Source organism: Citrobacter telavivensis, from assembly GCF_041807075.1.
GTDB classification, from domain to species: domain Bacteria; phylum Pseudomonadota; class Gammaproteobacteria; order Enterobacterales; family Enterobacteriaceae; genus Citrobacter_A; species Citrobacter_A telavivensis.
Genome location: NZ_JBGUBF010000001.1, coordinates 1742100 through 1765012, shown reverse-complemented (window position 1 = coordinate 1765012; position 22913 = coordinate 1742100). Strand labels below are relative to the sequence as shown.

27 protein-coding genes and 1 tRNA gene are annotated in these 22913 nt (G+C 52.2%); 14 read left to right on the top strand and 14 right to left on the bottom strand.

What is annotated here, in order from left to right:
- Positions 1-9: 9 nt before the first annotated feature.
- The 3 genes from ACERJC_RS08365 to ACERJC_RS08355 are packed head-to-tail and all read right to left on the bottom strand — an operon-like array spanning position 10 to position 2148.
- Positions 10-918: an NAD(P)-dependent oxidoreductase gene (locus ACERJC_RS08365; protein WP_371894972.1), complete on the bottom strand. Its 909-nt coding sequence runs from the start codon at positions 916-918 to the stop codon at positions 10-12.
- A 20-nt stretch (positions 919-938) separates the two neighbouring features.
- Entirely contained in the window at positions 939-1385 is a 447-nt protein-coding gene (rpiB, locus tag ACERJC_RS08360; RefSeq protein WP_152404210.1) for a ribose 5-phosphate isomerase B, read from the bottom strand.
- 13 nt (positions 1386-1398) lie between these two features.
- On the bottom strand, positions 1399-2148 hold the full coding sequence (locus ACERJC_RS08355; RefSeq protein WP_178823044.1) for a FadR/GntR family transcriptional regulator: 750 nt from the start codon (positions 2146-2148) through the stop codon (positions 1399-1401).
- A gap of 357 nt (positions 2149-2505) precedes the next feature.
- On the opposite strand from ACERJC_RS08355, the gene ACERJC_RS08350 reads away from it, so the two are divergent.
- On the top strand, positions 2506-3771 hold the full coding sequence (locus ACERJC_RS08350; RefSeq protein WP_373671447.1) for a Y-family DNA polymerase: 1266 nt from the start codon (positions 2506-2508) through the stop codon (positions 3769-3771).
- Positions 3772-3879: 108 nt separating this feature from the next.
- On the opposite strand, the gene ACERJC_RS08345 is transcribed toward ACERJC_RS08350, so the two are convergent.
- Positions 3880-4716, bottom strand: a complete 837-nt coding sequence (locus tag ACERJC_RS08345; RefSeq protein WP_373671446.1) for an MBL fold metallo-hydrolase — start codon at positions 4714-4716, stop codon at positions 3880-3882.
- A gap of 228 nt (positions 4717-4944) precedes the next feature.
- On the opposite strand from ACERJC_RS08345, the gene ACERJC_RS08340 reads away from it, so the two are divergent.
- The 4 genes from ACERJC_RS08340 (at position 4945) to alaE (ending at position 7572) form a co-directional block, all read left to right on the top strand.
- Positions 4945-5334, top strand: a complete 390-nt coding sequence (locus ACERJC_RS08340; protein WP_152404218.1) for a RidA family protein — start codon at positions 4945-4947, stop codon at positions 5332-5334.
- 31 nt (positions 5335-5365) lie between these two features.
- Positions 5366-6346 carry a threo-3-hydroxy-L-aspartate ammonia-lyase gene (locus ACERJC_RS08335; protein ID WP_373671445.1) on the top strand — a complete coding sequence of 327 codons (981 nt, stop codon included), beginning with the start codon at positions 5366-5368 and terminating at the stop codon, positions 6344-6346.
- A gap of 52 nt (positions 6347-6398) precedes the next feature.
- Positions 6399-7028: a helix-turn-helix transcriptional regulator gene (locus ACERJC_RS08330; protein ID WP_152404222.1), complete on the top strand. Its 630-nt coding sequence runs from the start codon at positions 6399-6401 to the stop codon at positions 7026-7028.
- 82 nt (positions 7029-7110) lie between these two features.
- Complete coding sequence (gene alaE / locus ACERJC_RS08325; RefSeq protein WP_373671444.1) at positions 7111-7572, top strand: L-alanine exporter AlaE; 462 nt, start codon at positions 7111-7113, stop codon at positions 7570-7572.
- 5 nt (positions 7573-7577) lie between these two features.
- Here the strand turns inward: alaE and ACERJC_RS08320 are convergent, their stop codons facing one another.
- Positions 7578-8036 carry a hypothetical protein gene (locus ACERJC_RS08320; RefSeq protein ID WP_373671443.1) on the bottom strand — a complete coding sequence of 153 codons (459 nt, stop codon included), beginning with the start codon at positions 8034-8036 and terminating at the stop codon, positions 7578-7580.
- Between the two features lie 208 nt (positions 8037-8244).
- Here ACERJC_RS08320 and ACERJC_RS08315 point away from each other — a divergent pair.
- Positions 8245-8319 (top strand) — tRNA-OTHER (locus ACERJC_RS08315).
- A gap of 59 nt (positions 8320-8378) precedes the next feature.
- On the opposite strand, the gene blaTEL is transcribed toward ACERJC_RS08315, so the two are convergent.
- Complete coding sequence (blaTEL, locus tag ACERJC_RS08310; RefSeq protein WP_373671442.1) at positions 8379-9263, bottom strand: TEL family class A beta-lactamase; 885 nt, start codon at positions 9261-9263, stop codon at positions 8379-8381.
- Positions 9264-9454: 191 nt separating this feature from the next.
- On the opposite strand from blaTEL, the gene sedR reads away from it, so the two are divergent.
- The gene (gene sedR, locus ACERJC_RS08305) at positions 9455-10315 is read left to right on the top strand and encodes a beta-lactamase transcriptional regulator SedR (RefSeq protein ID WP_373671441.1); all 861 of its coding nucleotides are present in this window, start codon (positions 9455-9457) and stop codon (positions 10313-10315) included.
- 29 nt (positions 10316-10344) lie between these two features.
- Here sedR and uspF read toward each other — a convergent pair whose 3' ends face one another.
- Positions 10345-10773, bottom strand: coding sequence for a universal stress protein UspF (uspF, locus tag ACERJC_RS08300; protein ID WP_152406310.1), 429 nt, complete (start codon positions 10771-10773; stop codon positions 10345-10347).
- Positions 10774-10944: 171 nt separating this feature from the next.
- On the opposite strand from uspF, the gene zinT reads away from it, so the two are divergent.
- Complete coding sequence (zinT, locus tag ACERJC_RS08295; protein WP_178823036.1) at positions 10945-11589, top strand: metal-binding protein ZinT; 645 nt, start codon at positions 10945-10947, stop codon at positions 11587-11589.
- Between the two features lie 86 nt (positions 11590-11675).
- Positions 11676-12476, top strand: coding sequence for an aminoglycoside nucleotidyltransferase ANT(3'')-Ic (gene ant(3'')-Ic, locus ACERJC_RS08290; RefSeq protein WP_373671691.1), 801 nt, complete (start codon positions 11676-11678; stop codon positions 12474-12476).
- A 103-nt stretch (positions 12477-12579) separates the two neighbouring features.
- On the opposite strand, the gene minE is transcribed toward ant(3'')-Ic, so the two are convergent.
- Genes minE through minC form a run of 3 tightly spaced genes read right to left on the bottom strand, consistent with a single transcriptional unit; the run spans position 12580 to position 14393 of the window.
- Positions 12580-12846 (bottom strand): cell division topological specificity factor MinE, encoded by a 267-nt coding sequence (gene minE / locus ACERJC_RS08285; protein WP_046481107.1) that lies wholly within the window; start codon positions 12844-12846, stop codon positions 12580-12582.
- Positions 12847-12849: 3 nt separating this feature from the next.
- Positions 12850-13662, bottom strand: a complete 813-nt coding sequence (minD, locus tag ACERJC_RS08280) for a septum site-determining protein MinD (RefSeq protein WP_042318537.1) — start codon at positions 13660-13662, stop codon at positions 12850-12852.
- 23 nt (positions 13663-13685) lie between these two features.
- Positions 13686-14393 carry a septum site-determining protein MinC gene (gene minC / locus ACERJC_RS08275; RefSeq protein WP_373671440.1) on the bottom strand — a complete coding sequence of 236 codons (708 nt, stop codon included), beginning with the start codon at positions 14391-14393 and terminating at the stop codon, positions 13686-13688.
- A 126-nt stretch (positions 14394-14519) separates the two neighbouring features.
- On the opposite strand from minC, the gene ACERJC_RS08270 reads away from it, so the two are divergent.
- From ACERJC_RS08270 to ycgN, 3 genes are all read left to right on the top strand, one after another.
- Positions 14520-14813 carry a YcgL domain-containing protein gene (locus tag ACERJC_RS08270; protein ID WP_373671439.1) on the top strand — a complete coding sequence of 98 codons (294 nt, stop codon included), beginning with the start codon at positions 14520-14522 and terminating at the stop codon, positions 14811-14813.
- 68 nt (positions 14814-14881) lie between these two features.
- Positions 14882-15541 carry a fumarylacetoacetate hydrolase family protein gene (locus ACERJC_RS08265; RefSeq protein WP_152404235.1) on the top strand — a complete coding sequence of 220 codons (660 nt, stop codon included), beginning with the start codon at positions 14882-14884 and terminating at the stop codon, positions 15539-15541.
- A gap of 93 nt (positions 15542-15634) precedes the next feature.
- Complete coding sequence (ycgN, locus tag ACERJC_RS08260; RefSeq protein ID WP_373671438.1) at positions 15635-16081, top strand: cysteine cluster protein YcgN; 447 nt, start codon at positions 15635-15637, stop codon at positions 16079-16081.
- 23 nt (positions 16082-16104) lie between these two features.
- Here ycgN and ACERJC_RS08255 read toward each other — a convergent pair whose 3' ends face one another.
- From ACERJC_RS08255 to nhaB, 3 genes are all read right to left on the bottom strand, one after another.
- Positions 16105-16446, bottom strand: a complete 342-nt coding sequence (locus ACERJC_RS08255; protein ID WP_061077761.1) for a TehB family protein — start codon at positions 16444-16446, stop codon at positions 16105-16107.
- Between the two features lie 111 nt (positions 16447-16557).
- The gene (gene dsbB, locus ACERJC_RS08250; protein WP_152404237.1) at positions 16558-17088 is read right to left on the bottom strand and encodes a disulfide bond formation protein DsbB; all 531 of its coding nucleotides are present in this window, start codon (positions 17086-17088) and stop codon (positions 16558-16560) included.
- 144 nt (positions 17089-17232) lie between these two features.
- Positions 17233-18774 (bottom strand): Na(+)/H(+) antiporter NhaB, encoded by a 1542-nt coding sequence (gene nhaB / locus ACERJC_RS08245; RefSeq protein ID WP_373671437.1) that lies wholly within the window; start codon positions 18772-18774, stop codon positions 17233-17235.
- Positions 18775-18996: 222 nt separating this feature from the next.
- Here nhaB and fadR point away from each other — a divergent pair, with 222 nt between their 5' ends.
- Entirely contained in the window at positions 18997-19716 is a 720-nt protein-coding gene (fadR, locus tag ACERJC_RS08240) for a fatty acid metabolism transcriptional regulator FadR (RefSeq protein WP_152404241.1), read from the top strand.
- Positions 19717-19750: 34 nt separating this feature from the next.
- Here fadR and ACERJC_RS08235 read toward each other — a convergent pair whose 3' ends face one another.
- Positions 19751-21283: a SpoVR family protein gene (locus ACERJC_RS08235; RefSeq protein WP_152404242.1), complete on the bottom strand. Its 1533-nt coding sequence runs from the start codon at positions 21281-21283 to the stop codon at positions 19751-19753.
- Positions 21284-21611: 328 nt separating this feature from the next.
- Between ACERJC_RS08235 and ACERJC_RS08230 the strand changes: the two genes are divergently transcribed.
- Complete coding sequence (locus ACERJC_RS08230; protein WP_373671436.1) at positions 21612-22910, top strand: D-amino acid dehydrogenase; 1299 nt, start codon at positions 21612-21614, stop codon at positions 22908-22910.
- Positions 22911-22913: the final 3 nt, after the last annotated feature.

Here is a 22913-nt window from a genome sequence, read left to right as displayed (position 1 = left end):
TCGCCCCGGTTAATTTGTGTTTGCGGTCTGTTGGCCGGTTAACCGGTCATAGACTTTGAACAGGGCCTGGTTGCCATTCGCGCCTTCACCATAGGCCTGCGCATTCTGGTACTGGCTCGCCACAAGGGCGGTCGCCGGAAGGGGAACGGGATGTTTTTGCGCGGCTTCTAAAACCAGACGGAGATCTTTCATCATCAGATCGATGCGGAAACCGGCAGAGGTATCACCTTCAATCATGGCCGGACCCAGTTTGTCGAGCATCCATGAGGCTGCGGAACCGCCCAGCAGCACTTCCCGCATTTGTGGCAAATTGATATCCCAGGCGCGCGCCAGTGCCAGTGCTTCGCAAATCGCCTGAATATTGATCCCGCAAATCAGCTGGTTACACAGCTTCACGGTCTGCCCGGCACCGGATGCGCCAACATGATTTAACGTCGTCCCCATGGCGCGCAGATAGGGCGTGGCCCGCTCAAAACCCTTCGCATCACCGCCCACCATGATGGTCAGCGTGCCATTTTTAGCACCAATCGGTCCGCCGGAAACGGGTGCATCAAGCATGGTTACGCCGACGGCCAGGAGCGCCTGGCTCAGCTTGCGGGTGGCATCAGGGGCAATGGTGCTCATGTCCACATACAGTTTTCCGCGTGGCGGTACAGACAGCAGTCCCTGTGGGCCACGCACGATCTCTTCTACCTGGGGCGTGTCCGGCAGCATTGAAATAACGATATCGGCATCGCGGACGGCGGAGGGGATGTCGCTAACAATTTCAATACCGAACGGACGTAACGCATCGCCTGCGCTACTGACGATATCGAACGCGCGTACGGTATATCCTGCTTGCGCAAGATTGCGTGCCATCTCGCGCCCCATCACGCCTAAACCAAGAAAGCCAACAACGCCGGAATGAATCGTTTTCATGATGATTTCCTTCAGATTTATCAGTTATGTTGCTCGAGTAATGCCAGTTTCTCGACGCGGCGAACGAAGTCAGCATCCTGAACAAATGTCGCCTGCAAAAATGCGTCTATGAGATCGCGCGCCAGCCAGGGGCCAACGATCTGTGCGCCGATGCACATCACATTCACATCATCGTGCTCAACAGCCTGGTGCGCTGAATGCACGTCATGACAAACGGCGGCGCGGATGCCTTTTACTTTATTCGCGGCAATCACCGCGCCCACGCCAGTACCACAAACCAGGATCCCGCGCAGGCCGCTCTCCTCGCGCACCTTGCTGCATACGGCATAAGCAATGTCAGGAAAATCCACCGGATCGGGGTTGTAACTCCCGATATCGTTAATCTGATGGCCTGCCTGCTGCAGCCACTGAATGAGTTCTTGTTTGAGCTGGAATCCGGCGTGGTCACTGCCAATGACGATCTGCATCTGTTTATCCTTTTTACGGTGTAGGAGTAATGGACTGGGAACCGACCATGCGAATGGTGGCGCGACGACGAAAATCCGCACCAATTTCAAAATGGCGACTTAATAATTCATCGGCTTTGTCTTCGTCACGTTCGACGATGGCGGCAAAAATGGCGCGGTGATGGTCAATGAGAAACGCTTCAATACCTTCCACCTGAATAATTTGTTCACGTCTGTCGAGGTGAGAACGCTGCATCAGCACGCTAATGGACTGATAAATGCTGATAAGCGTTGGCGAGCCTGACGCGCTAACAATGGTTTCATGGAAGCGAAAATCAGCTCGTCCACCTGATTCAGGGACATGGATCGTTTCGCTTATCTCACGCAGGCAGTCGGCTAACCTGTCGTAGTCACTCTGTGTTCCCCGGCGGCAGGCCAGGCGGATCGCCTGACGTTCAATGGCGATTCGGGCTTGCATAACGTCATCAACCACGTTCGGCTGATGAGCCAGTACGAAGGTGAAAAATTCACCGAAAAGCGAAACATCAGGTTTTGTGACAACGGTGCCGATCCCGTGACGAATCTCTACCGCGCCTATCATGGCAAGCGCTCTCAGCGCTTCCCGCAATACCGGACGGCTTACACCTAACTTTGCAGACAGCTCGCGCTCGGGTAACAGGCTGTCGCCTGCTTTTAATGCCCCGCTTAACAGCTGTTCGCGTAAAAATTTAACAACGCGGTCATGCCCGCTGCAGTTTTCCGTTACTTCACGCTTGATTTCCATGCGATTCACCAGTGGTCTTGAGTGGTAATACCAATGGTAGATATGTTAATGAAACATTAATGTGATGTTGATCGATAATTGACCTGTCTGTTTTGTGAGCAGACATGCAAATCTTGATTTGAACCATTGAGGAGGGGAGTGGAAAGGTCCGGCTAACGTGCGGGCACGGCATAGGGACAAACCGGATTAACAAAGCCATATCACTCACCCACAGGGTTATGCACCGTTTCTGTGGATAACCGATGACGTTTTTCAGGCAGAACAGTCGACTAAGAAAAATGGCCAGGATTTCGCTTGCAAGTTAAAAAATATCTTAAATAATACTGGTTATAAATACAGTATTTGTGAAGGCATACTATGTTTGCACTATGCGATGTGAATTCGTTTTATGCGTCCTGTGAGACGGTGTTCAGGCCCGATCTGCGCGGGCGACCCGTTGTTGTGTTGTCGAATAACGATGGCTGTGTGATTTCTCGTAGCCCCGAAGCGAAACCGTGGGCGATCATGGGAGCACCCTACTTCAGGCAGAAAGAGACGTTCAGGCGTCATGGGGTGGTATGTTTCAGTTCGAATTATGAACTCTACGGCGACATGAGCAATCGGGTCATGACGACGCTTGATGAGTTGGCACCTCGCGTTGAAATTTACAGTATCGACGAGGCTTTTTGCGATCTGACAGGGGTTCGAAACTGTCGTGATCTCACGGATTTCGGCAAAGAGATCCGCAACACGGTCTTACAACAGACACATCTGACGCTCGGCGTGGGAATTGCGCAGACAAAAACCCTGGCCAAACTGGCTAACCACGCGGCGAAAAAGTGGCCGCAGCAGACGGGCGGGGTTGTGGATCTGTCGAATCTCGAACGACAGCGAAAATTGATGGCGGCCCTGCCGGTTGATGAGGTGTGGGGGGTTGGCCGTCGTATCAGCAAAAAGCTGACTGCGATGGGCATAAACACGGTACTCGATCTGGCAGATACGCACATCGCGGTGATACGCAAGCACTTCAATGTGGTACTGGAAAGGACCGTGCGGGAGTTACGCGGTGAACCCTGTCTGGCGCTTGAGGAGTTTGCGCCCGTGAAGCAGGAGATCGTCTTCAGTCGGTCATTCGGCGAGCGCGTTACGGAATACGAACCGATGCGCCAGGCGATTTGCGCTTACGCGGCCCAGGCGGCAGAGAGACTCCGGGGTGAGCATCAGTATTGCCGGTTTGTCTCGACATTCGTGAAGACGTCGCCGTTTGTGCCGAATGAGCCCTGTTACAGCAATAGCGCGTCCGTGAAACTACTGACACCGACGCAGGACAGTCGGGACATCATCAGCGCGGCCACGCGATGCCTGGACGCTATCTGGAAAGAGGGGCTTCGTTATCAGAAGGCCGGGGTCATGCTCGGCGATTTTTTCAGTCAGGGCGTGGCACAACTCAATCTGTTCGATGATAACGCACCGCGTCCCGGCAGCGAGAAGTTGATGGAAGTCCTTGATACGCTCAACGCCAAAGAGGGGAGAGGAACGCTGTACTTTGTCGGGCAGGGTATTCAGCAACCGTGGCAACTGAAACGACAGATGCTTTCTCCGCGTTACACTACGCGTTTTTCCGATCTGCTGGTCGTCAGGTGATCGTTACATTCAGCGTCTAGTCTTTTCCCTGGAACAGGCGAAATAAAAGGCATCATGCATGAATAATCGGGAGACAGAAAATACTGTCTCCATTCGCGCAGCCCGATGCTACAGGGGGAAGTTCAGCGTGAGTCCCACACCCGCTTCTTTGAGATCAACATAACGGGACAGATGAATTTTTGCGGCAAGATCGGTGCAATGGCTGGGATAAAGCGTATCAGCAGATAATGCGCTGAGATATTTCCCCGTTTCAGAGAGTAGCGATTCATCGGCATTAAGTAGATGAAAACCGCCTATAACGCAGGCGATTCTTGATTCTCCAGTGACGGATTTTGCGTACTCGATAATATTACAAATCCCGGCATGTGAGCATCCGGTGACAATCACCAACCCATCCTTTGTTTTAATTGCCATTGCGCTATCGTCAATCACGTAATCAGTCGTTAACGCCCCCTCATTATTATGCGTGTGGCCTACCGGATGCTGCGCTTCATAATGATTCAGACGGGGAATTTGCCCTAAAAAAGTGATGTTTTCTGATAACGCCAGGGGACGTGTGGAACTGACGACATTGAAGAAGTAATCAAAGCAAAATGCATTGTGGTTCATCCCAATGGGTTTTGACTCATAAAATTTAGGCACAAATGCGGCAGGGTGGGCGATGATATCGACTTTCTTTTCTGGTGGCGATGGAATTCGGTCGTAATACTGGAACAAATGGTTTAACCCCCAGGTGTGATCGTTATGCCCATGTGATAATACAATTTTATCAATGCGCGTAAGGTCGATACCCAGGATCTGTGCATTTTTTAAAAAAACATCAGAGTAGCCAACATCAAAAAGAAGTTTTAACCCTGAGCATTCAATGAAATAGGAAACGCCAGGTTCTCCCGTTAAATACCTGTCAATGTAAGTATTGTTATCTACCAGTATGGTTAATTTCATCGTCCCGCATCTCGTTTGGATTCAATATGTTGATTGGCTCCATTATCGAACTTTTTAATTTCCTGAAGCAAATCAGAACCGGGATCTCTGTCACATAAGCCAGGGATAGACACAGTGGACGTTCAGTACAAGGGGAGTTGCGTAGTGCAATGTGTGGTAAAAATGCACTATACAAAAAGTATAAATTAATACATATTGTATTAAATATGAAACACAGGAGAGTCGCACATGCACCCGGACATCACATTGAACTCAGCGTCTCATGGGCTTCCGCCCGCTGGCCACTACTCGGCGAGCGTGACAGCGGGGGGATTTGTTTTTATCTCAGGACAACTGCCAGTCACCCGACAAGGTGAGAAAAAGGCGGGGGCGTCTTTTGCGGAACAGACCAGACAAGTTCTGGAAAATGTCGATGCCTGCCTGACGGGGGCCGGTGTATCCCGTCAGCATCTGGTTTCTGTCCGTGTCTATGTGACAGATATCAATCTCTGGCCGACGTTTAATGAAATCTACGCCGAATGGATTGGTGATTTCCGCCCATCTCGTGTCGTTGCAGGGGTTGCAGAGCTGCATTATGGTTCTGCCTTAGAAGTGGAAGCGATCGCGCTGGCGCAATAAGCCTGACGCTTAACGGTATAAAGGTGAAAAAATGACTGAGATTACACGCCCGGAATATGCTGATGTTGCAGCCGCCGCTGAGCGCATTGAAGGATATGCAAACAAGACGCCCGTAATGACCTCCCGGACCGTCAATGAGGAATTTGGCGCCGATGTTTTCTTTAAATGTGAAAACCTCCAGCGAATGGGGGCCTTTAAGTTTCGTGGGGCGATGAATGCATTACGCCAGTTTACGCCACAACAGCGTGCAGCCGGCGTGGTGACATTTTCTTCCGGAAATCATGCCCAGGCGATAGCGTTGTCAGCCAAATTGCTGGGTATTCCGGCGACAATCATCATGCCTCATGATGCACCGGCCGCGAAAGTGGCGGCGACCAAGGGGTATGGCGGCAATGTCGTCATGTACGATCGCTATACGCAAGACCGTGAACAGATTGGTCGTGAACTGGCTGAAAAACAAGGATTGACGCTCATCCCTCCCTACGATCATCCCCATGTGATCGCCGGCCAGGGCACGGCGACCAAAGAGTTGATTGAGGAGGTCGGCCCACTGGATGTTCTTTTTGTCTGTCTGGGGGGCGGCGGGTTACTTTCCGGTTCAGCACTGGCAGCCCGGCAACTCTCTCCAGATTGCATTATTTATGGCGTGGAGCCTGAAGCCGGTAACGACGGACAGCAGTCTTTTCGCAGCGGGAAAATCGTGCACATCGATACGCCAAAAACGATTGCTGATGGTGCACAGACACAACATCTGGGGCACTATACGTTCCCTCTGATTCAAAAATACGTTAATGATATTTTGACCGTTTCAGACAATGAACTCGTTGCCTCGATGAAGTTCATGGCGGAGCGCATGAAAATTGTCGCCGAACCCACCGGCTGTCTTGGCTTTGCGGCAGCAAGGGCGAGAAAAGCAGAACTCAGCGGGAAAAAAGTCGGCATCATCATCAGCGGCGGCAATGTGGATATCGCGCGCTACGGTGAGTTTCTGGCCGGGAAATCCGTCTCGTAAAGCGGTAAACGGATAGCAATAATGACAACGGGCATCACTGTGGGAGACCGGCATGCCAAAAAACGACGAGAATTCGCTTCTCAGCCAACTTGACACTATCGCGAAGGGATTAAGCGAAACGTTTTCTCCCTTTTGCGAAGTGGTTGTTCATGACCTGAAGGATCCTGAGCATGCGATTATGTCGATACATAATAATTTATCCGGGCGTGAGGCTGGACAACCGGCTACGGAACTCGGTCTGGCAAGGATTGCGTCTCCAGATTTCCCTGAAATTATTGCGAATTACGGCAATCAGTTTGCCGATGGCCGTCCGGTAAAAAGTACGTCTATTGGCATTAAGGATGAAGAGGGCAAATACGTCGCGGCATTATGCCTTAATGTCGATATGACGCTTTTCCGGGGGATGCAGAGCGCGCTGGCGCGTTTTACCGAAACAGAGAGTTCACCGATACGTGAACATCTTGACCCCGGGAGTACTGAAGTTATTCGCCAGCGAATCGATGATTTTGCCGCGAAACGCGCCACTACGGCTCGCGCGCTTAAAACGGAAGACAGAAAGGTTGTGATCCAACAGTTACGAAAAGAGGGATTGTTGAATGTACGTAAATCCATGGATACGGTGGCGCAGCATTTAGGGGTATCAAGGGCGACAGCCTACCTCTATGCGCGCCAGTCCGGGTAAGTCCGGGCCGGTGTGCTATAGTTTCTGGTTTCTCTTTGGGTGAACAGACGTTTTGTCACTACGCCACGACAGGAACCGTATAATGTCTCAACGCCCACCACAGACAACAGGTCGGACAGCATTTTTTGCCGATACCACTGCGCTGCTCCTGTTCTTCACGACAACAGGCATTATTAATGAACGCGTGATAGCGGGCATGACGTGGGAACAGGTGCTGCATGCTCGTCTTCTGGGCGCGATTCTGATGGTTCCGGTTGCCAGACCTTACGGCATATGGCGGGACTGGTTGATGAAGCGAGCCGGAGAGAGTCGGATTTCTCAACTGCTGTGGGACAGTATGGCGCTCGTCAGTTTCCAGGTGCCGGTTTATGCGGCGATCATTGCGTTTAGCGGGGCGTCGGGGAGTGGGTTGGTCCAGGGGACGCTGGGCGCAGCCTTAATGATGCTCTTGCTGGGGCGCCCTTATGGTGCGTTTCTTAATGGGGTACGTAAGCTGTTCGGTTTACCGCCGGGGGGCGATAAACCCATGTCCCTGAATAGCTGAACCCTCTACAGACCAGGGTATTTCCCGTCATCATCGACCAGATAAAGCTGCGTCAGATACCAGCGCTGATTTTGCTTTATTAAGTGATACTCGTACTCGGGGGAGTAATAGGGCTGCGGAAACCGGGTTTTTACAATAGCTGAATTATTCTTGACGACTACCGACAGAATTTTTTCCTGATTTGGGTCATGCGACGAGTCTGAACCAAAAGCGACAGGCTCACCTTTATAGTTGGGAAGCGTATATTTTTTCAACAACGCATCCCAGCGTTGTTGAGCATATTTCATCACGTTGTGGTCATCCTGCGTTTGATGCAGTGCAAATGAGCGATCGTTCCACGCTTTGTAGTCCCGTTGAAAACTGACAACAATTTCCTCTGGTGTGTTTAACGTATCTGCAATGGCATAACGGATGTTTAAAAATCCCATCAGTAATAAACAGAGTGCGATAAAACAATGTTTCATTGGAGTGTCTCAGTATGCTGGAAAAGGAAATCACTTTATTGTGCAATATATCATCTTTGAGACATTGCTTTGTCTGAAGAATGAGCAAATGCGCGGGAATAATAAAAGAAAGTTGTCCACAGCTATTGCAGGGATAATTTGAGTTATGTATTATCTCGCCCGGTCCTGATGATGGGTAGATTCTCAATCAGAAATAATGACCGGCAGACCGCCATTAGCTCATCTGGAAGAGCGAACGACTTTTGTTGTAGGGAACGGGGTTCGAGGCCTCGATGGCGGCCCAAATTTAAAGGCCCAGACGTTTGTCTGGGCCTTTTTGCTTTCTCCGCGTGCTTGCCGGGATCAAAGCCCTTCCGTCACAATTTTTGCGGCGGCGGCCAGAACATCTTTACGTCCTTTGGCATCCTGCTGCGGCTGTGTAAAGTAAGTCACGAGGATCAGCGGCGCACGATCTTCGGGCCAGATCACCGCGATATCATTCGTGGTGCCGTAATCGCCGCCCCCGGTTTTATCGCCAACCACCCAACTTTCAGGCAGTCCGGCACGAATACTCTGGCCGCCGGTTGTATTCCCTTTCAACCAGGCGACCAGTTGTGCCCGCTGCATACCGGCCAGCGCATCACCCAGCGTCAGCTTATGCAGGCTTTTTGCCATCGCCAGCGGCGAGGTGGTATCGCGTTCATCGCCAGGGATGGCGGTATTCAGTTCGGGTTCAGTCCTGTCCAGACGAAACGTGGTGTCGCCAATCGAACGGGCAAAGGCCGTGACGTTGCCGGTGCCACCCAGATGCTCAAGCAATTTATTCATTGCCGTATTATCGCTGTATTGCAGAGCGGCAGCACTTAGCTCCGCTAATGTCATCTCTTTATCGACGTATTTTTCCGTCACTGGGTTCCAGTTCGTGAGATCGGCTTTATTGATGGCCATTTTCTGCTGCAAGATATCGCGTTGCGTTTCACTCTGTTTTAATACGGCTGCGACGACAATCGTTTTACTGGTACTGCACATGGCAAAGCGCTCGTCACCGCGATAAAGAATTTGCGAACGATCGGCGGTATTAATGAGCGCAACGCCGAGTCGACCACCCGATTGTTTTTCTAAGGCTGCCAGCTTTTGCTGAACCTGTGGGATAGCCGCTTGCTCACGGGCCGAAAGCGGCGAACTGCCGGCAAAGAAAGTGAGCATACCAGCGATAAGTAGCGTCTGATGTAATCGTTTTTTTAGCATAAATAACGTCCTTGAAAATCAGTAAATAGATCGATAAGCGCTTTCATTTTTTCCACTCAGACAGACAAAAGAAGAAAGAGAATTAAAGGCGCAAGATATCTCTGCGGTACCTGGACTATCCGCTATCAGCGCTTGCTTAACAAGCGAGAAGAATTTACCCTGGAATAAAGAAAATCTTATGAGTCTTTATTATGCGTTCTAATCTTCCCCTCAATGCGCTACGCGCCTTTGAAGCTTCAGCTCGCCATTTGAGTTTTACACGAGCGGCACTGGAACTCTGTGTCACGCAGGCTGCCGTCAGCCAGCAGGTGCGTATCCTGGAAGATCGCCTGAACAGGGTGCTTTTTAAACGTCTGCCCAGAGGGCTGGAGATGACGGATGAGGCGCAGGCGCTGTTTGCCGTCCTGACCGACGCCTTTAGCCAAATCGACACCATTTTCCGTAAGTTCGAGGGCGGGGAGTATCGTGAAGTGCTCACGGTCGCCGCAGTCGGGACATTTGCCGTTGGCTGGTTACTGCCGCGTATTGAGCAATTCCGGCAGGCGCATCCGTTCGTTGAATTGCGCTTGCGCACAAATAACAACGTCGTGAATCTGGCGGCTGAGGGACTGGATTTTGCCATCCGCTTTGGCAGCGGTCAGTGGCCCGCTACCCACAACGACATGCTGTGCGAGGCTCCGCTGACCGTCCTGTGCACGCCAGAAACCGCGCAACGGCTTAGCCAGCCCGCCGATCTTCTGCAAGAGAATCTTCTGCGGTCATACCGGGCAGATGAGTGGGACAACTGGTTTGCTGCGGCAGGCGTGACGGCGGAACGGATCAATGGCGCCGTTTTTGACTCCTCCCGCCTGATGATTGAAACGGTCATCCATACCGGCGGCGCGGCACTGGTTCCGGCAATGATGTTCACCAGAGAACTGGCCGCCGGACAACTCGTTCGGCCTTTCGCAATTGAAATCAACATGGGCGGTTACTGGCTTACCCACCTGAAGTCGAAACCGGTGACGCCCGCGATGGAAATATTCCGCGACTGGATCGTGAAAATGACATAAACGGGAGCCAGCAGACTCCCGTTTACGGCTCAGCGTACCACCAGTACAGGACAGTGTGCATGGCGCACGACGGCTGCGGCGGTAGAACCCAATAGGTACGTTGAGATACCGGGCTGGTGTGAAGCGATGATCACCAGGTCAGCACTGACGGAATCCGCCAGTTTCAGGATCTGATCTTTCGGGGGGCCATATACCACATGCTTTTGAACACGGCCTTCAGGGATATCGAATTGTTTCACAATCTCATCGAGTTTCTGTGATGCCTTCGTCTGCAGTCCATTTTTATCCGGGAGTTCGCCAGAGTAAGCGAGCCCCAGGGATGCATAAAAGGGGACTGAGGGAATGACTGACAGAAAATGGACTTTTGCCGTTTTGGCGTGAATTTTAACCTGAGGAATAAGTTGCCGGGTGAGATCGGCTTCTGAGATATCAATGGGCACCAGAACAGAACGATACATAGTCATTACCTCCTGTTTTTTGTCTCCAGTTGCAGTATATCGAATCTGCTTTTTGCATAAAAAGTGACCAGATCAAGTTTCCATCATTTACGCTCAGCGGTGTTGAATAAATTTAATTGTTATAATATAACATTTCATCTTATTCACTTGATTGAGGGTACGACGTTGGCAATGCATTGGAAAAAAATATCAATCTCTCTGGGAATGCTGTGGATCAGCAGTTATGCCTTCGCCCACGGCGATCACGCGCATGGCGTGCCGCTGACAGAAATGGAACAGAAGGCGGCGCAAGGCGAATTTGCGGATAGCAATGTCAGGGACAGGGCGCTTACCGACTGGGACGGCATGTGGCAATCCGTTTATCCTTATCTGGTTAGCGGCGAACTGGATCCGGTTTTTAAACAAAAGGCGGAAAAGGATAAGAGTAAAACGGCGGAAGAGGTGAAATCCTACTACCGTAAAGGCTATGCGACGAAGGTCGATACCATTGGCATCGAAAATGGCGTGATGGAGTTTCATACCGGCAAGCAGGTAGCCTCCTGTCAGTATGACTACGCCGGTTACAAAATCCTGACCTATACGTCAGGTAAAAAAGGGGTGCGCTATCTGTTTGAATGCAAAGATGCAAACAGTAAGGCGCCGAAGTTTGTGCAGTTCAGCGATCATATCATTGCGCCGCGCACGTCGAACCATTTCCACATTTTTATGGGCAATACCTCACAGCAGGCGCTACTGGAAGAGATGGATAACTGGCCGACCTATTACCCTTATCAACTCAAGGCCCAGGCCGTGGTGGATGAAATGCTGCACCACTAAATTCAGGTTCAGCCCGCTGCTTGTCGGCGGGTTTCCTGCCGCGTTAAGGTGTACCGGGCAGAAATGACATGATAACGGTTAAGACGATGACATCAACGATGCCGGATACCCTCCGGGACCAGCTGGAAAAGGCGAAGGCCATCATTGCACGGATCCTGGAAGACAGCCTGCTGGCCATTCACCTGTACGGGTCTGCCGTTGAAGGTGGGCTAAAACCCTACAGCGATATTGATTTGCTGGTTACCACGCGCGTGCCGCTGACGACGGCGCAGCGAGAAGCGCTTATGCAGGAACTGCTGTTGGTATCAGCCGGGCCTGGCTCGTCGGCGCTCTGGCGGGCGCTTGAGGTAACGGTGGTGGTGCATGGCGATGTGGTTCCCTGGCGTTTTCCTCCCCGGCGGGAGATGCAGTTTGGCGAGTGGTTGCGCGAAGATATTCACGCGGGGAAGTATGAACCTGCGCAGCAGGATAGCGATCTGGCGATTTTAATAACCCAGGCGCGTAGTGCCAGTGTTGCCTTATCCGGCGAGCGTGCGGACCTGCTTTTTGAGCCAGTGCCAGAAAACGACATACGAGAGACGTTCCGCCAGACGCTGACGCTCTGGCAGAACAGTCGTGATTTGCAAGGCGACGAACGCAATATCATTTTGACCCTGGCACGCATCTGGTACAGCGTGGCGACGGGCGGTTTTACCGCGAAAGACAGGGCGGCGGACTGGTTGCTGCCTTATCTCCCGGACGAACACGCTTCTCTACTTGCTACCGCGCGGCTTGACTATCTGGGGCAGGTAAGCGTTGACTGGGCAGAGGTTATGCCCGCCGTCTCGCGTTTTGTCTGCTATGCAAAAGCGAAAATAGCCGAAAAGTTATTGAGCGCGGATAAGTGAATTCCGTATTTCACGCATCATCACTGTCGCAACAGATAATGCGCTGAAAATAAAAAAGGCAGATCGCTCTGCCTTTTTTCCTGGAATCTTCTTAGTGACGCGTTTATTTCGACTCTTCAGTTTCCGGTAATGTGACGTTAAGTTCGAGAATGGAAATATCGCCGTCTTTTTGTTCTAGCTGAACGGTGACCATTTCCGGATCAATTTGTACATACTTACAAATGACTTCAAGAATATCTTTACGTAACTGCGGTAAATAATGCGGCTCGGCGTCGCTACGACGACGCTCGGCAACAATAATCTGCAATCGCTCTTTTGCGATGTTCGCTGTACTCTTTTTCCGCGAGAGAAAAAAATCCAGTAATGCCATAACTTATCCTCCGAACAGGCGTTTGAGGAAACCTTTCTTCTCTTCGTCAATGAAGCGGAAAGGACGTTCTTCTCCCAACAGACGGTCTACCGTATCGGCATACGCTTTACCTGCGTCTGCATTGATGTCCAGAATGACAGGTTCACCCTGGTTAGAGGCGCGCAGAACAGACTGATCTTCCGGGATAACCCCGACGAGTTTGATACGCAGGATCTCCAGCACATCTTCCATACTGAGCATATCGCCCCGGTTGACGCGGCCCGGGTTGTAGCGCGTCAACAGCAGATGTTCTTTAATCGGATCTTCACCGTTCTCGGCGCGGCGAGATTTAGACGCCAGAATACCCAGAATACGATCGGAGTCGCGCACCGAGGAGACTTCCGGGTTAGTGGTGATGATCGCTTCGTCGGCGAAATAGAGCGCCATCAGCGCGCCGGTTTCGATCCCCGCCGGGGAGTCGCAGACGATAAAATCGAAATCCATCGCTTTCAGATCGTCGAGGACTTTTGCAACGCCTTCACGCGTTAACGCGTCTTTATCGCGAGTCTGAGAGGCCGGAAGAATGAAGAGATTTTCAGTGCGCTTGTCCTTGATGAGCGCCTGATTGAGCGAAGCATCGCCCTGAATGACGTTGACGAAATCATAAACAACCCGACGCTCACACCCCATGATCAGATCGAGGTTACGCAGGCCGATATCAAAATCAATAACGACAGTTTTCTTTCCCTTCTGGGCCAAACCAGTAGCGATGGCCGCGCTGGAGGTGGTTTTGCCAACGCCCCCTTTACCCGAAGTAACTACAATAATGCGTGCCATAGAAATTCCTTGTTAAAAAGGGATCAATTCAACGGTTGAACTGTCAAAGCGTTATCTGCCAACTGCAGACGTGCCGCTTTGCCATAAAATTCTGCTGGGATTTTATCACTCAGCCAGTAAACACCTGCGATAGACACCAGTTCTGCCGTCAGATGGGTACAGAAAATTTGCGCTTCCCGGTCGCCGCTTGCCCCAGCCAGCGCACGACCTCTCATCATGCCATAGACATGGATATTGCCATCAGCGATCAGCTCTGCGCCAGCACTGACGTGGCTTGTAACAATCAGATCACATTGTGGTGCATAAATGCGTTGACCGGAACGAACCGGTACATCAATAAATCGCGTTTTTGTGACGGGAGTAGCGTTTTGCACTACTGCGGCGGGAGCAACGGGTTCTGCCGGCGCGGAACGCGCCACTTTATCTTTACCTTCAGTAAGTAAAGGAAGGCCCATTTTGTCGATTTCGGCTTTCAGCCGGGCATCTTTGCAACCGCTGACGCCAACAATACGCAACCCCGTCGACGCCACGACCTTCTGCAACTGCGGCCAGTTCACCGGCGCGTCAAGGCTACTGACATTCACCACCACAGGAGCGTGTTTTAAAAAAGCGGGAGCCTGCGCGATTTTGTCTTCTAACGCCTGACGAATAACCTCGGGTTCTGCTTCATGTAAATGAACCACTGATAAGGTGAAGCTACTGCCTTTAAGTTCGATGGGCGTGTTTGACATCCTGGCCTTACTCAATTTGCTATTTATCATCCCCGATGTGGAGTGATATTCCGAAGTCCAGAAGGCATGTTATAGTCACTATTATATTGAGGCAAGTCGCCATCCGTTTAATTCAGAGTAAAATGTATGTTTTGTGTGATCTACAGAAGTGCTAAGCGTGACCAGACCTATTTGTATGTCGAAAAAAAAGACGATTTCTCACGCGTGCCTGAAGAACTGATGAAAGGATTTGGTCAGCCGCTGCTGGCAATGATATTGCCGCTCGACGGGAGCAAAAAGTTAGTCAACGCCTCGCTGGATAAAGTAAAACAAGCCTTAACGGAGCAGGGATATTATTTACAACTGCCTCCGCCGCCCGAAGATTTATTGAAGCAACATCGTTTCAACGCCTCACAAAACAATCCAGAAACCGATAAATAAACGGTACCCGGCGTCATGCCTGTCGGTGCCATTCCTGAAGTCAACGATGACAAATTAGGGGAAAATGAATGTATCAACATCATAACTGGCAGGGTGCGCTGCTTGACTACCCGGTAAGCAAAGTGGTGTGCGTGGGCAGCAACTACGCCAACCACATTAAAGAAATGGGTAGCGTCACGCCGGATGAGCCGGTGCTGTTTATCAAGCCGGAAACCGCCCTGTGCGATTTGCGCCAGCCGCTGGTCATTCCGACAGATATGGGCTCGGTGCACCATGAGGTCGAACTGGCGGTATTAATCGGCGCGACGCTGCGTCAGGCGACCGAAGAGCATGTCCGTAAGGCGATCGCTGGATATGGCGTGGCGCTCGATCTGACGTTACGTGATATTCAGGGCAAAATGAAGAAGGCTGGGCAGCCCTGGGAGAAGGCAAAAGGATTCGATAACTCGTGCCCGCTGTCCGGGTTCATTCCGGCCACGGAATTTAACGGCGATCCGCAGGCGACGCCGCTGGGCCTGACCGTCAACGGCGAGGTTCGCCAGCAGGGCACGACGGCGGATATGATCCACAAAATCGTTCCCTTAATCGCCTATATGAGCAAGTTCTTTACCCTTAAAGCCGGCGACGTTGTGCTGACCGGCACCCCGGAAGGCGTTGGACCGCTTGCCAGCGGCGATGAGCTGGTGGTCAATTTTAACGGTCATTCGCTGACGACCCGCGTCCTGTAACACCTGATTGCCGCCTTTTTTGGGCGGCAAAACTTGCATCAGCGTGCCAGACTGGTTATAAGGTGCAGCTTTATAGTAATGGCGGATACCCTGATGAGCGATTTACCTTTCTGGCAACGTAAAACCCTGGATGAAATGACCGATGCCGAATGGGAGTCGTTATGTGATGGCTGTGGTCAGTGCTGCCTGCATAAACTGATGGACGAGGATACCGACGAGATCTATTTCACCAACGTCGCCTGTCGTCAGCTCAATATTAAAACCTGCCAGTGCCGCAACTATGAGCGCCGGTTCGAGTACGAGCCTGACTGCATCAAGTTAACGCGTGATAACCTGCCCACCTTTGAATGGTTGCCGATGACGTGCGCCTATCGTCTGCTGGCGGAAGGGAAAGGTCTGCCGGAGTGGCATCCGTTGTTGACGGGGTCGAAAGCGGCAATGCACGGCGAGCGAATTTCGGTACGCCACATTGCGGTAAGAGACTCAGAAGTCCATGACTGGCAGGACCATATCTTAAACAAACCTTCATGGGCGGATTGATCCGCCCGGTCTGATTTCAGGCGTTACGCTTTTTTCGCCTGATACATCTCATCGCCCTGATGTTCGTCAGCGACCCAGAAGTTGATGTTAAACTGGGCGTCATCGCTGAGTTCCACACGATGCCAGTACTGTGGCGGGCTGGTGGCGAACTGCCCGGCGTTAATCACCACTTTGACTTCTGGCTCTTTTGCCTCTTCGTTGGCGAATCCGTAATAGGTTACCGTACCTTCCATCACACAAAGCTGACCGAAAACGCCAGCGGCGGTGTTGTGGTGGGAAAGCAGTGCCGCGGGGACATTATCTTTGGTGAAGAAAGGGGTGGAACGTTTGATTTTCCAGTTTGCCGGGATACGTAAATGGGACACGGGACATCTCCTTGCCAGGCTGCATAAGATGCATTTAATATACATCTTATGCAGCGCCGTCAGCAATGACTTTAAGGCAAAAAAAACGCTCCTGGCAGGGAGCGTCTGAGATTAGCGACCAAACAGATCGCGTCTTTTCGGTTTAAGCGGCTGGACAAGCAGGACCAGAACCGCGATGACCAGATAGGCCGCAAAAATGCCCAGTAACCATTGTGGCATTTCCAGCGATAAAAATTCCCACTGGCGCTCAGCGCAATCTCCGGAGGCAACAAACACCTGTGGCACCCACTTATCCAGCGGCAACCAACTGGGGAAGCGGGCCATAAAATCACAGGTCATGAACGGAGAAGGGTGCAACTGGATCATCGTGTGTTCCCAGGCCAACTGCACGCCGCGCCAGGCACTGTAGATCCAGATAATCAGCGCCACGTAGCGCAACGGCGATTTAGGCGCAATAGCCCCAACCAGCCCGGCCCCCATGATGCCGAACAGCGCGCAGCGCTCATAGATGCACAGTACACAAGGCTTAAGCAGCATAACATGCTGAAACCACAGCGCGACCAGTTCAAGCGCCAGGGCAGTAAAAGCCATTAATAACCAGGCGCCCCGACCCCGTGAGCACTGGTTTAAATATCGCAACATAATAATTTCCCTGCAACATGCGTAGACACGGCAGTGTAAACCAATTCGATCACAGCGCCACCAGGAGAAACTTAAATATTGTGTAATCGGATAAATATCATGCAAAAAGGCAAACCGGGCAGTGAAATGCCCGGTAAGTTGTTATTAAAGTGTAGCTAACCAGCCGGCTTGCGTCATCCACTCGGTCAGCGGCGTCAGGGTAAACTCAACGCACAGCAGACCGACCAGGGTCAGCACGATGGTATACGGCAACGCCATCCAGACCATCCGACCATAGGAGAGGCGAATCAGCGGTGCCAGCGCGGAGGTGAGCAGGAACAGGAACGCCGCCTGGCCGTTTGGCGTCGCCACGGACGGCAGGTTAGTCCCGGTGTTGATAGCCACCGCCAACAGTTCGTACTGTGGCAGCGAGATAGCGCCGCTTTCCATGGCCGCTTTGGCCTCGTTAATGTAGATAGTACCAACGAAGACATTATCTGAGATTGACGAGAGCAGACCGTTGAAGAGATAGAACAGTGTCAACTGCGCGTGCTCCGAGGCCTGCAATACAAACTGGATAATCGGCGAGAAGAGTTGCTGATCGATGATCACCGCCACAATCGAGAAAAAGACCGTCAGCAGCGCGGTGAAAGGCAGGGACTCGGTAAACGCCTTGCCAATCGCATGCTCATCGGTCACACCGGTCAGCGAGGTGGCGAAGATAATGACGGACAGACCGATCAGCCCCACTTCCGCCAGATGCAGCGCCAGGGCAATAACCAGCCAGACGCCGATAATGGCCTGAACGATCAGCTTTAATCGGTCCTGACGATTACGCTGCTGGCGGCTTTGATCGTCAAACTGTTGCAATACGTCACGTACTTTTTCCGGCAGCGTTTCGCCATAGCCAAACCAGCGCAGCTTCTCAACCAGTACGCAGGTGAGCAGGCCGCAAATCAGTACCGGAACGGTGACGGGCGACATCCGCAGGAAGAAGTCGCCAAAATGCCAGCCAGCGGCTTTGGCGATGATCAGGTTCTGCGGCTCACCCACCATCGTCATCACACCGCCGAGCGCGGTTCCCACTCCGGCATGCATCATCAGGCTGCGAAGGAAGCCACGGAATTGTTCGAGTACCGATTTGTAGTGCTGATCGATATGGCTGTCATCAAGAATGTCATGATCGTCCGCGCGGGAAGAGGCCACGCGGTGATAAATGCCATAGAACCCGACGGCGACGCTTATCACCACCGCCACAACGGTCAGCGCATCAAGGAAGGCGGAAAGGAAGGCCGCCGCCACACAAAACGCAAGTGACAGCAGCGTTTTGGAGCGAATGCTCAGCAGCAGACGGGTAAAAATAAACAGCAGCAGCTGCTTCATAAAATAGATGCCTGCGACCATGAACATCAGCAGCAGCAAGACTTCCAGATTGTTTGCCACCTCTTCACGAACATGCGCGGCGCTGGTCATTCCAATCATAACGGCTTCAATGGCCAGCAAACCGCCTGGCAGCAACGGGTAACACTTCAGGGCCATCGCCAGTGTGAAGATGAATTCCGCCACCAGCAACCAGCCCGCAACAAATGGGCTGATAATGAAAATCAGTGGATTAACTATCAGGAAGGTCAGTAGTGCGAGCTTGTACCAGTCTGGCGACTGGCCTAAAAAGTTGCGCCAGAACGCGCGGCCCCATGAGAGTTCCATTATGGTTTCCCTTACCTTATTTATTGAAATGATGTTCTTATGGTTAGCCACAAAGAGTAACGGTCAGTCTGAAAGCAGGCAAGCCTTTAACCCCCGACAGCCCGTGTTATCAAGAAAATGAAGCCTTGATCCACTTTTTCTTCATTGTGTCTGCTATCGGGCGTGTACCCCGTCTGGTATGATGAGTGTAACTATGTTTTGCTGTGTAATGGAAATCTCACTATGGTCATTAAGGCGCAGAGCCCGGCGGGTTTCGCGGAAGAGTACATCATTGAAAGTATCTGGAATAACCGCTTCCCCCCTGGCACTATCTTGCCTGCAGAACGAGAACTCTCGGAACTCATCGGGGTGACTCGTACCACGTTACGTGAAGTGCTGCAGCGTCTGGCGCGAGACGGTTGGTTGACCATTCAGCATGGCAAACCGACGAAGGTGAATAATTTCTGGGAAACGTCCGGGCTGAATATTCTTGAAACGCTGGCGCGTCTCGATCACGAAAGCGTTCCGCAACTGATCGATAATCTGCTGTCGGTCCGGACCAACATCTCCACCATCTTCATTCGTACCGCGTTTCGTCAGCATCCTGACAAAGCGCAGGAAGTGCTGGCGACCGCGAAGGAAGTGGCCGATCACGCCGATGCGTTTGCCGATCTCGATTACAGCATTTTCCGCGGTCTGGCGTTTGCCTCCGGCAACCCGATTTATGGCCTGATTCTTAACGGGATGAAAGGGTTGTATACCCGCATTGGCCGTCACTACTTCGCCAATCCGGAAGCGCGCAGCCTGGCGCTCGGTTTCTATCATAAGCTGTCGCAACTGTGCTTACAGGGCGCGCACGATCAGGTATACGAAACGGTGCGTCGTTATGGTCATGATAGCGGTGAGATCTGGCACCGGATGCAGAAAAACCTGCCAGGCGATTTAGCCATTCAAGGCCGCTAAACGCGAACCCCCTCATGATGAGGGGGTTTTTGTTTTACAGGCTGTTCATTCTGGGTGGGCAGCGCTCGAGCAGTTCCACGCTTCCGTCCTCGTTTTGCTGTTCCAGCATCACATCAAACCCCCACAGCCGGTGCACATGCTTGAGTACCTCTTTGCGTCCTTTATCCAGCGGCGCACGATTATGCGGGATATAGCGTAGGGTGAGAGAGCGATCGCCCCGCAGATCCACGTTCCAGACCTGAATATTCGGCTCCACGTTGCTCAAATTATATTGCGACGAGAGGCGGTTGCGGATTTCACGATAGCCTTCTTCATTGTGAATAGCAGAGATCTCCAGGTAGTTATGCCGGTCATCATCCAGCACCGTAAAGAGGCGGAAATCACGCATCACCTTCGGTGACAGGAACTGGCTGATGAAACTCTCATCTTTGAAATCACGCATGGCAAAATGCAGCGTTTCCAGCCAGTCGGAACCCGCGATATCCGGGAACCAGTACTTATCTTCTTCCGTCGGTGACTGACAGATACGCTTGATGTCCTGGAACATAGCGAACCCCAGTGCGTAAGGGTTAATACCGCTGTACCACGGACTGTTATAAGGCGGCTGGAATACTACGTTGGTGTGGCTGTGCAAAAATTCCAGCATAAAACGTTCGGTGACTTTCCCCTCGTCATACAGGTGGTTCAGAATGGTGTAATGCCAGAAGGTGGCCCAACCTTCGTTCATCACCTGGGTCTGTTTCTGCGGATAAAAATACTGGCTGACTTTGCGCACAATGCGCAGGATCTCGCGCTGCCATGACTCCAGCAGCGGAGCATTTTTTTCCATAAAGTAGAGCAGGTTTTCCTGCGGCTCTGAAGGATAGCGCCGCGCTTCGGCGACCGTCTTCTCTTCTTCTTTCTTCGGCAGGGTACGCCACAGCATGTTCACCTGGCTTTGCAGATACTCTTCGCGACTTTGCTGGCGGGCCTTCTCCTCCTGGAGGGAGATTTTCTGCGGGCGTTTATAGCGATCAACGCCGTAGTTCATCAGCGCGTGGCAGGAGTCGAGCAATCGCTCAACCTCGTCCACGCCGTACCGCTCTTCGCACTGGGTAATGTAATTACGCGCGAAGATCAGGTAATCGACAATGGAACTGGCGTCGGTCCAACTGCGAAACAGATAGTTATTTTTGAAGAAGGAGTTATGCCCATAGCAGGCGTGCGCCATCACCAGCGCCTGCATGGTAATGGTGTTCTCCTCCATCAGATAGGCAATACACGGGTTGGAGTTAATCACAATCTCATAGGCCAACCCTTGCTGACCGTGTTTATACAGCCGTTCGGTCTCGATGAATTTTTTGCCAAACGACCAGTGAGGATAGTTAATGGGCATCCCGACGCTGGAGTATGCATCCATCATCTGCTCGGAGGTGATGACCTCAATCTGGTGCGGGTAGGTATCCAGTTTGTAGAGTTTCGCCACCCGGTCTATCTCTGCCAGATAGACATCCAGCAGATCAAACGTCCAGTCGGGTCCATCGCTCAACCGTGTGGTGTCCTTGTTCATGGAATCAATCGTAGCCATTCGCGCACCCTCATTGTTGGCGGCACTCTCTGTGTGGAGCACCTCATTTCAAGCATAGAACACCCTGTTAAAAACCGTGTCAGTGGAGAAATATTTTCTTTGCGATTTCCGCTGGTCGACCCGCCAGATTTCGCGGTCATAACAACATTTTATGCTGGATAAAAATAACCCGCAGCAGGAGATCCCAAAGCAGCGAGTTCAATGTTCCTCCTGCTATATGTGAGATGTGTCACCATAAAAAAGCCATATGTTGAATAATATTTTCATCTGGGTTATCAAGATGTAATTAGATGATTGTTCTTTTACTGTTACTGTTAACGGAGTGGCTATGCGAGTTGTCATACTGGGAAGTGGCGTCGTTGGCGTGACCAGCGCCTGGTATCTGAGTCAGGCTGGACATGATGTCACCGTCATCGATCGCGAACCTGGCCCGGCGCTGGAAACCAGCGCGGCGAATGCGGGGCAGATCTCTCCGGGCTATGCAGCGCCCTGGGCAGCACCGGGTGTACCGCTAAAGGCGATTAAATGGATGTTCCAGCGCCATGCGCCGCTGGCGGTTCGTCTGGACGGCACACAGTTCCAGTTAAAATGGATGTGGCAGATGCTGCGTAATTGCGATACCAGCCACTACATGGAAAACAAGGGCCGGATGGTGCGTCTGGCGGAATACAGCCGTGACTGCCTGAAATCGCTGCGTGCATCGACCGGTATCCAGTATGAAGGGCGTCAGGGCGGCACGCTGCAACTGTTCCGCACCGCACAGCAGTATGAGAACGCCACGCGCGACATTGCCGTGCTGGAAGACGCTGGCGTGCCGTATCAGTTGCTGGAAGCCAGTCGACTGGCGGAAGTCGAGCCGGCGCTGGCTGAAGTGGCGCACAAACTGACCGGCGGCTTGCGTTTGCCGAATGACGAAACCGGCGACTGCCAACTCTTTACCCAGCGTCTGGCGCAGATGGCCGAACAGGCGGGGGTTAAATTCCGTTTCAATACGCCAGTGGATAAACTGCTTTGCGAAGGCGAGCAGATTTACGGCGTGAAATGTGGTGATGAGATCGTTAAAGCCGATGCTTACGTCATGGCGATGGGCTCTTACTCCACGGCGATGCTGAAAGGGATTGTCGATATCCCGGTCTATCCGCTGAAAGGCTATTCGCTGACGATTCCGGTGGCGGAAGAGGACGGCGCACCGGTTTCGACTATTCTTGATGAAACCTACAAAATCGCCATTACCCGTTTTGACCAGCGTATCCGCGTTGGCGGTATGGCGGAAATTGTCGGCTTCAACACCGAACTACTCCAGCCGCGTCGGGAAACGCTTGAGATGGTGGTCCGCGATCTCTACCCGCGCGGAGGGCATGTTGAACAGGCGACATTCTGGACCGGACTGCGCCCGATGACGCCGGACGGTACGCCGGTGGTGGGGCGTACCCGCTTCAAAAATCTGTTGCTGAATACCGGACACGGTACGCTGGGATGGACGATGGCCTGTGGTTCAGGGCAGTTGCTGAGCGACATTCTGTCGGGTCGCACGCCCGCCATTCCGTATGACGATCTGAGCGTGGCGCGCTACCACGCTGGCTTTACGCCTTCACGTCCCCAACATCTGCACGGCGCACATAACTAAGAA

What these genes read in the sequence shown, in the direction of transcription:
- fadR (WP_152404241.1), top strand. Translation starts at nt 18,997, where the DNA reads ATGGTCATTAAGGCGCAGAGCCCGGCGGGTTTCGCGGAAGAGTACATC.
- ycgN (WP_373671438.1), top strand. Translation starts at nt 15,635, where the DNA reads ATGAGCGATTTACCTTTCTGGCAACGTAAAACCCTGGATGAAATGACC.
- ACERJC_RS08265 (WP_152404235.1), top strand. Translation starts at nt 14,882, where the DNA reads ATGTATCAACATCATAACTGGCAGGGTGCGCTGCTTGACTACCCGGTA.
- ACERJC_RS08270 (WP_373671439.1), top strand. Translation starts at nt 14,520, where the DNA reads ATGTTTTGTGTGATCTACAGAAGTGCTAAGCGTGACCAGACCTATTTG.
- ACERJC_RS08320 (WP_373671443.1), bottom strand. Translation starts at nt 8,036, where the DNA reads ATGAAACATTGTTTTATCGCACTCTGTTTATTACTGATGGGATTTTTA.
- ACERJC_RS08365 (WP_371894972.1), bottom strand. Translation starts at nt 918, where the DNA reads ATGAAAACGATTCATTCCGGCGTTGTTGGCTTTCTTGGTTTAGGCGTG.
- ACERJC_RS08330 (WP_152404222.1), top strand. Translation starts at nt 6,399, where the DNA reads ATGCCAAAAAACGACGAGAATTCGCTTCTCAGCCAACTTGACACTATC.
- dsbB (WP_152404237.1), bottom strand. Translation starts at nt 17,088, where the DNA reads ATGTTGCGATATTTAAACCAGTGCTCACGGGGTCGGGGCGCCTGGTTA.
- ACERJC_RS08350 (WP_373671447.1), top strand. Translation starts at nt 2,506, where the DNA reads ATGTTTGCACTATGCGATGTGAATTCGTTTTATGCGTCCTGTGAGACG.
- minE (WP_046481107.1), bottom strand. Translation starts at nt 12,846, where the DNA reads ATGGCATTACTGGATTTTTTTCTCTCGCGGAAAAAGAGTACAGCGAAC.
- zinT (WP_178823036.1), top strand. Translation starts at nt 10,945, where the DNA reads ATGCATTGGAAAAAAATATCAATCTCTCTGGGAATGCTGTGGATCAGC.
- nhaB (WP_373671437.1), bottom strand. Translation starts at nt 18,774, where the DNA reads ATGGAACTCTCATGGGGCCGCGCGTTCTGGCGCAACTTTTTAGGCCAG.
- minD (WP_042318537.1), bottom strand. Translation starts at nt 13,662, where the DNA reads ATGGCACGCATTATTGTAGTTACTTCGGGTAAAGGGGGCGTTGGCAAA.
- ACERJC_RS08230 (WP_373671436.1), top strand. Translation starts at nt 21,612, where the DNA reads ATGCGAGTTGTCATACTGGGAAGTGGCGTCGTTGGCGTGACCAGCGCC.
- blaTEL (WP_373671442.1), bottom strand. Translation starts at nt 9,263, where the DNA reads ATGCTAAAAAAACGATTACATCAGACGCTACTTATCGCTGGTATGCTC.
- minC (WP_373671440.1), bottom strand. Translation starts at nt 14,393, where the DNA reads ATGTCAAACACGCCCATCGAACTTAAAGGCAGTAGCTTCACCTTATCA.
- ACERJC_RS08335 (WP_373671445.1), top strand. Translation starts at nt 5,366, where the DNA reads ATGACTGAGATTACACGCCCGGAATATGCTGATGTTGCAGCCGCCGCT.
- ACERJC_RS08235 (WP_152404242.1), bottom strand. Translation starts at nt 21,283, where the DNA reads ATGGCTACGATTGATTCCATGAACAAGGACACCACACGGTTGAGCGAT.
- alaE (WP_373671444.1), top strand. Translation starts at nt 7,111, where the DNA reads ATGTCTCAACGCCCACCACAGACAACAGGTCGGACAGCATTTTTTGCC.
- rpiB (WP_152404210.1), bottom strand. Translation starts at nt 1,385, where the DNA reads ATGCAGATCGTCATTGGCAGTGACCACGCCGGATTCCAGCTCAAACAA.
- sedR (WP_373671441.1), top strand. Translation starts at nt 9,455, where the DNA reads ATGCGTTCTAATCTTCCCCTCAATGCGCTACGCGCCTTTGAAGCTTCA.
- ACERJC_RS08355 (WP_178823044.1), bottom strand. Translation starts at nt 2,148, where the DNA reads ATGGAAATCAAGCGTGAAGTAACGGAAAACTGCAGCGGGCATGACCGC.
- uspF (WP_152406310.1), bottom strand. Translation starts at nt 10,773, where the DNA reads ATGTATCGTTCTGTTCTGGTGCCCATTGATATCTCAGAAGCCGATCTC.
- ACERJC_RS08345 (WP_373671446.1), bottom strand. Translation starts at nt 4,716, where the DNA reads ATGAAATTAACCATACTGGTAGATAACAATACTTACATTGACAGGTAT.
- ACERJC_RS08340 (WP_152404218.1), top strand. Translation starts at nt 4,945, where the DNA reads ATGCACCCGGACATCACATTGAACTCAGCGTCTCATGGGCTTCCGCCC.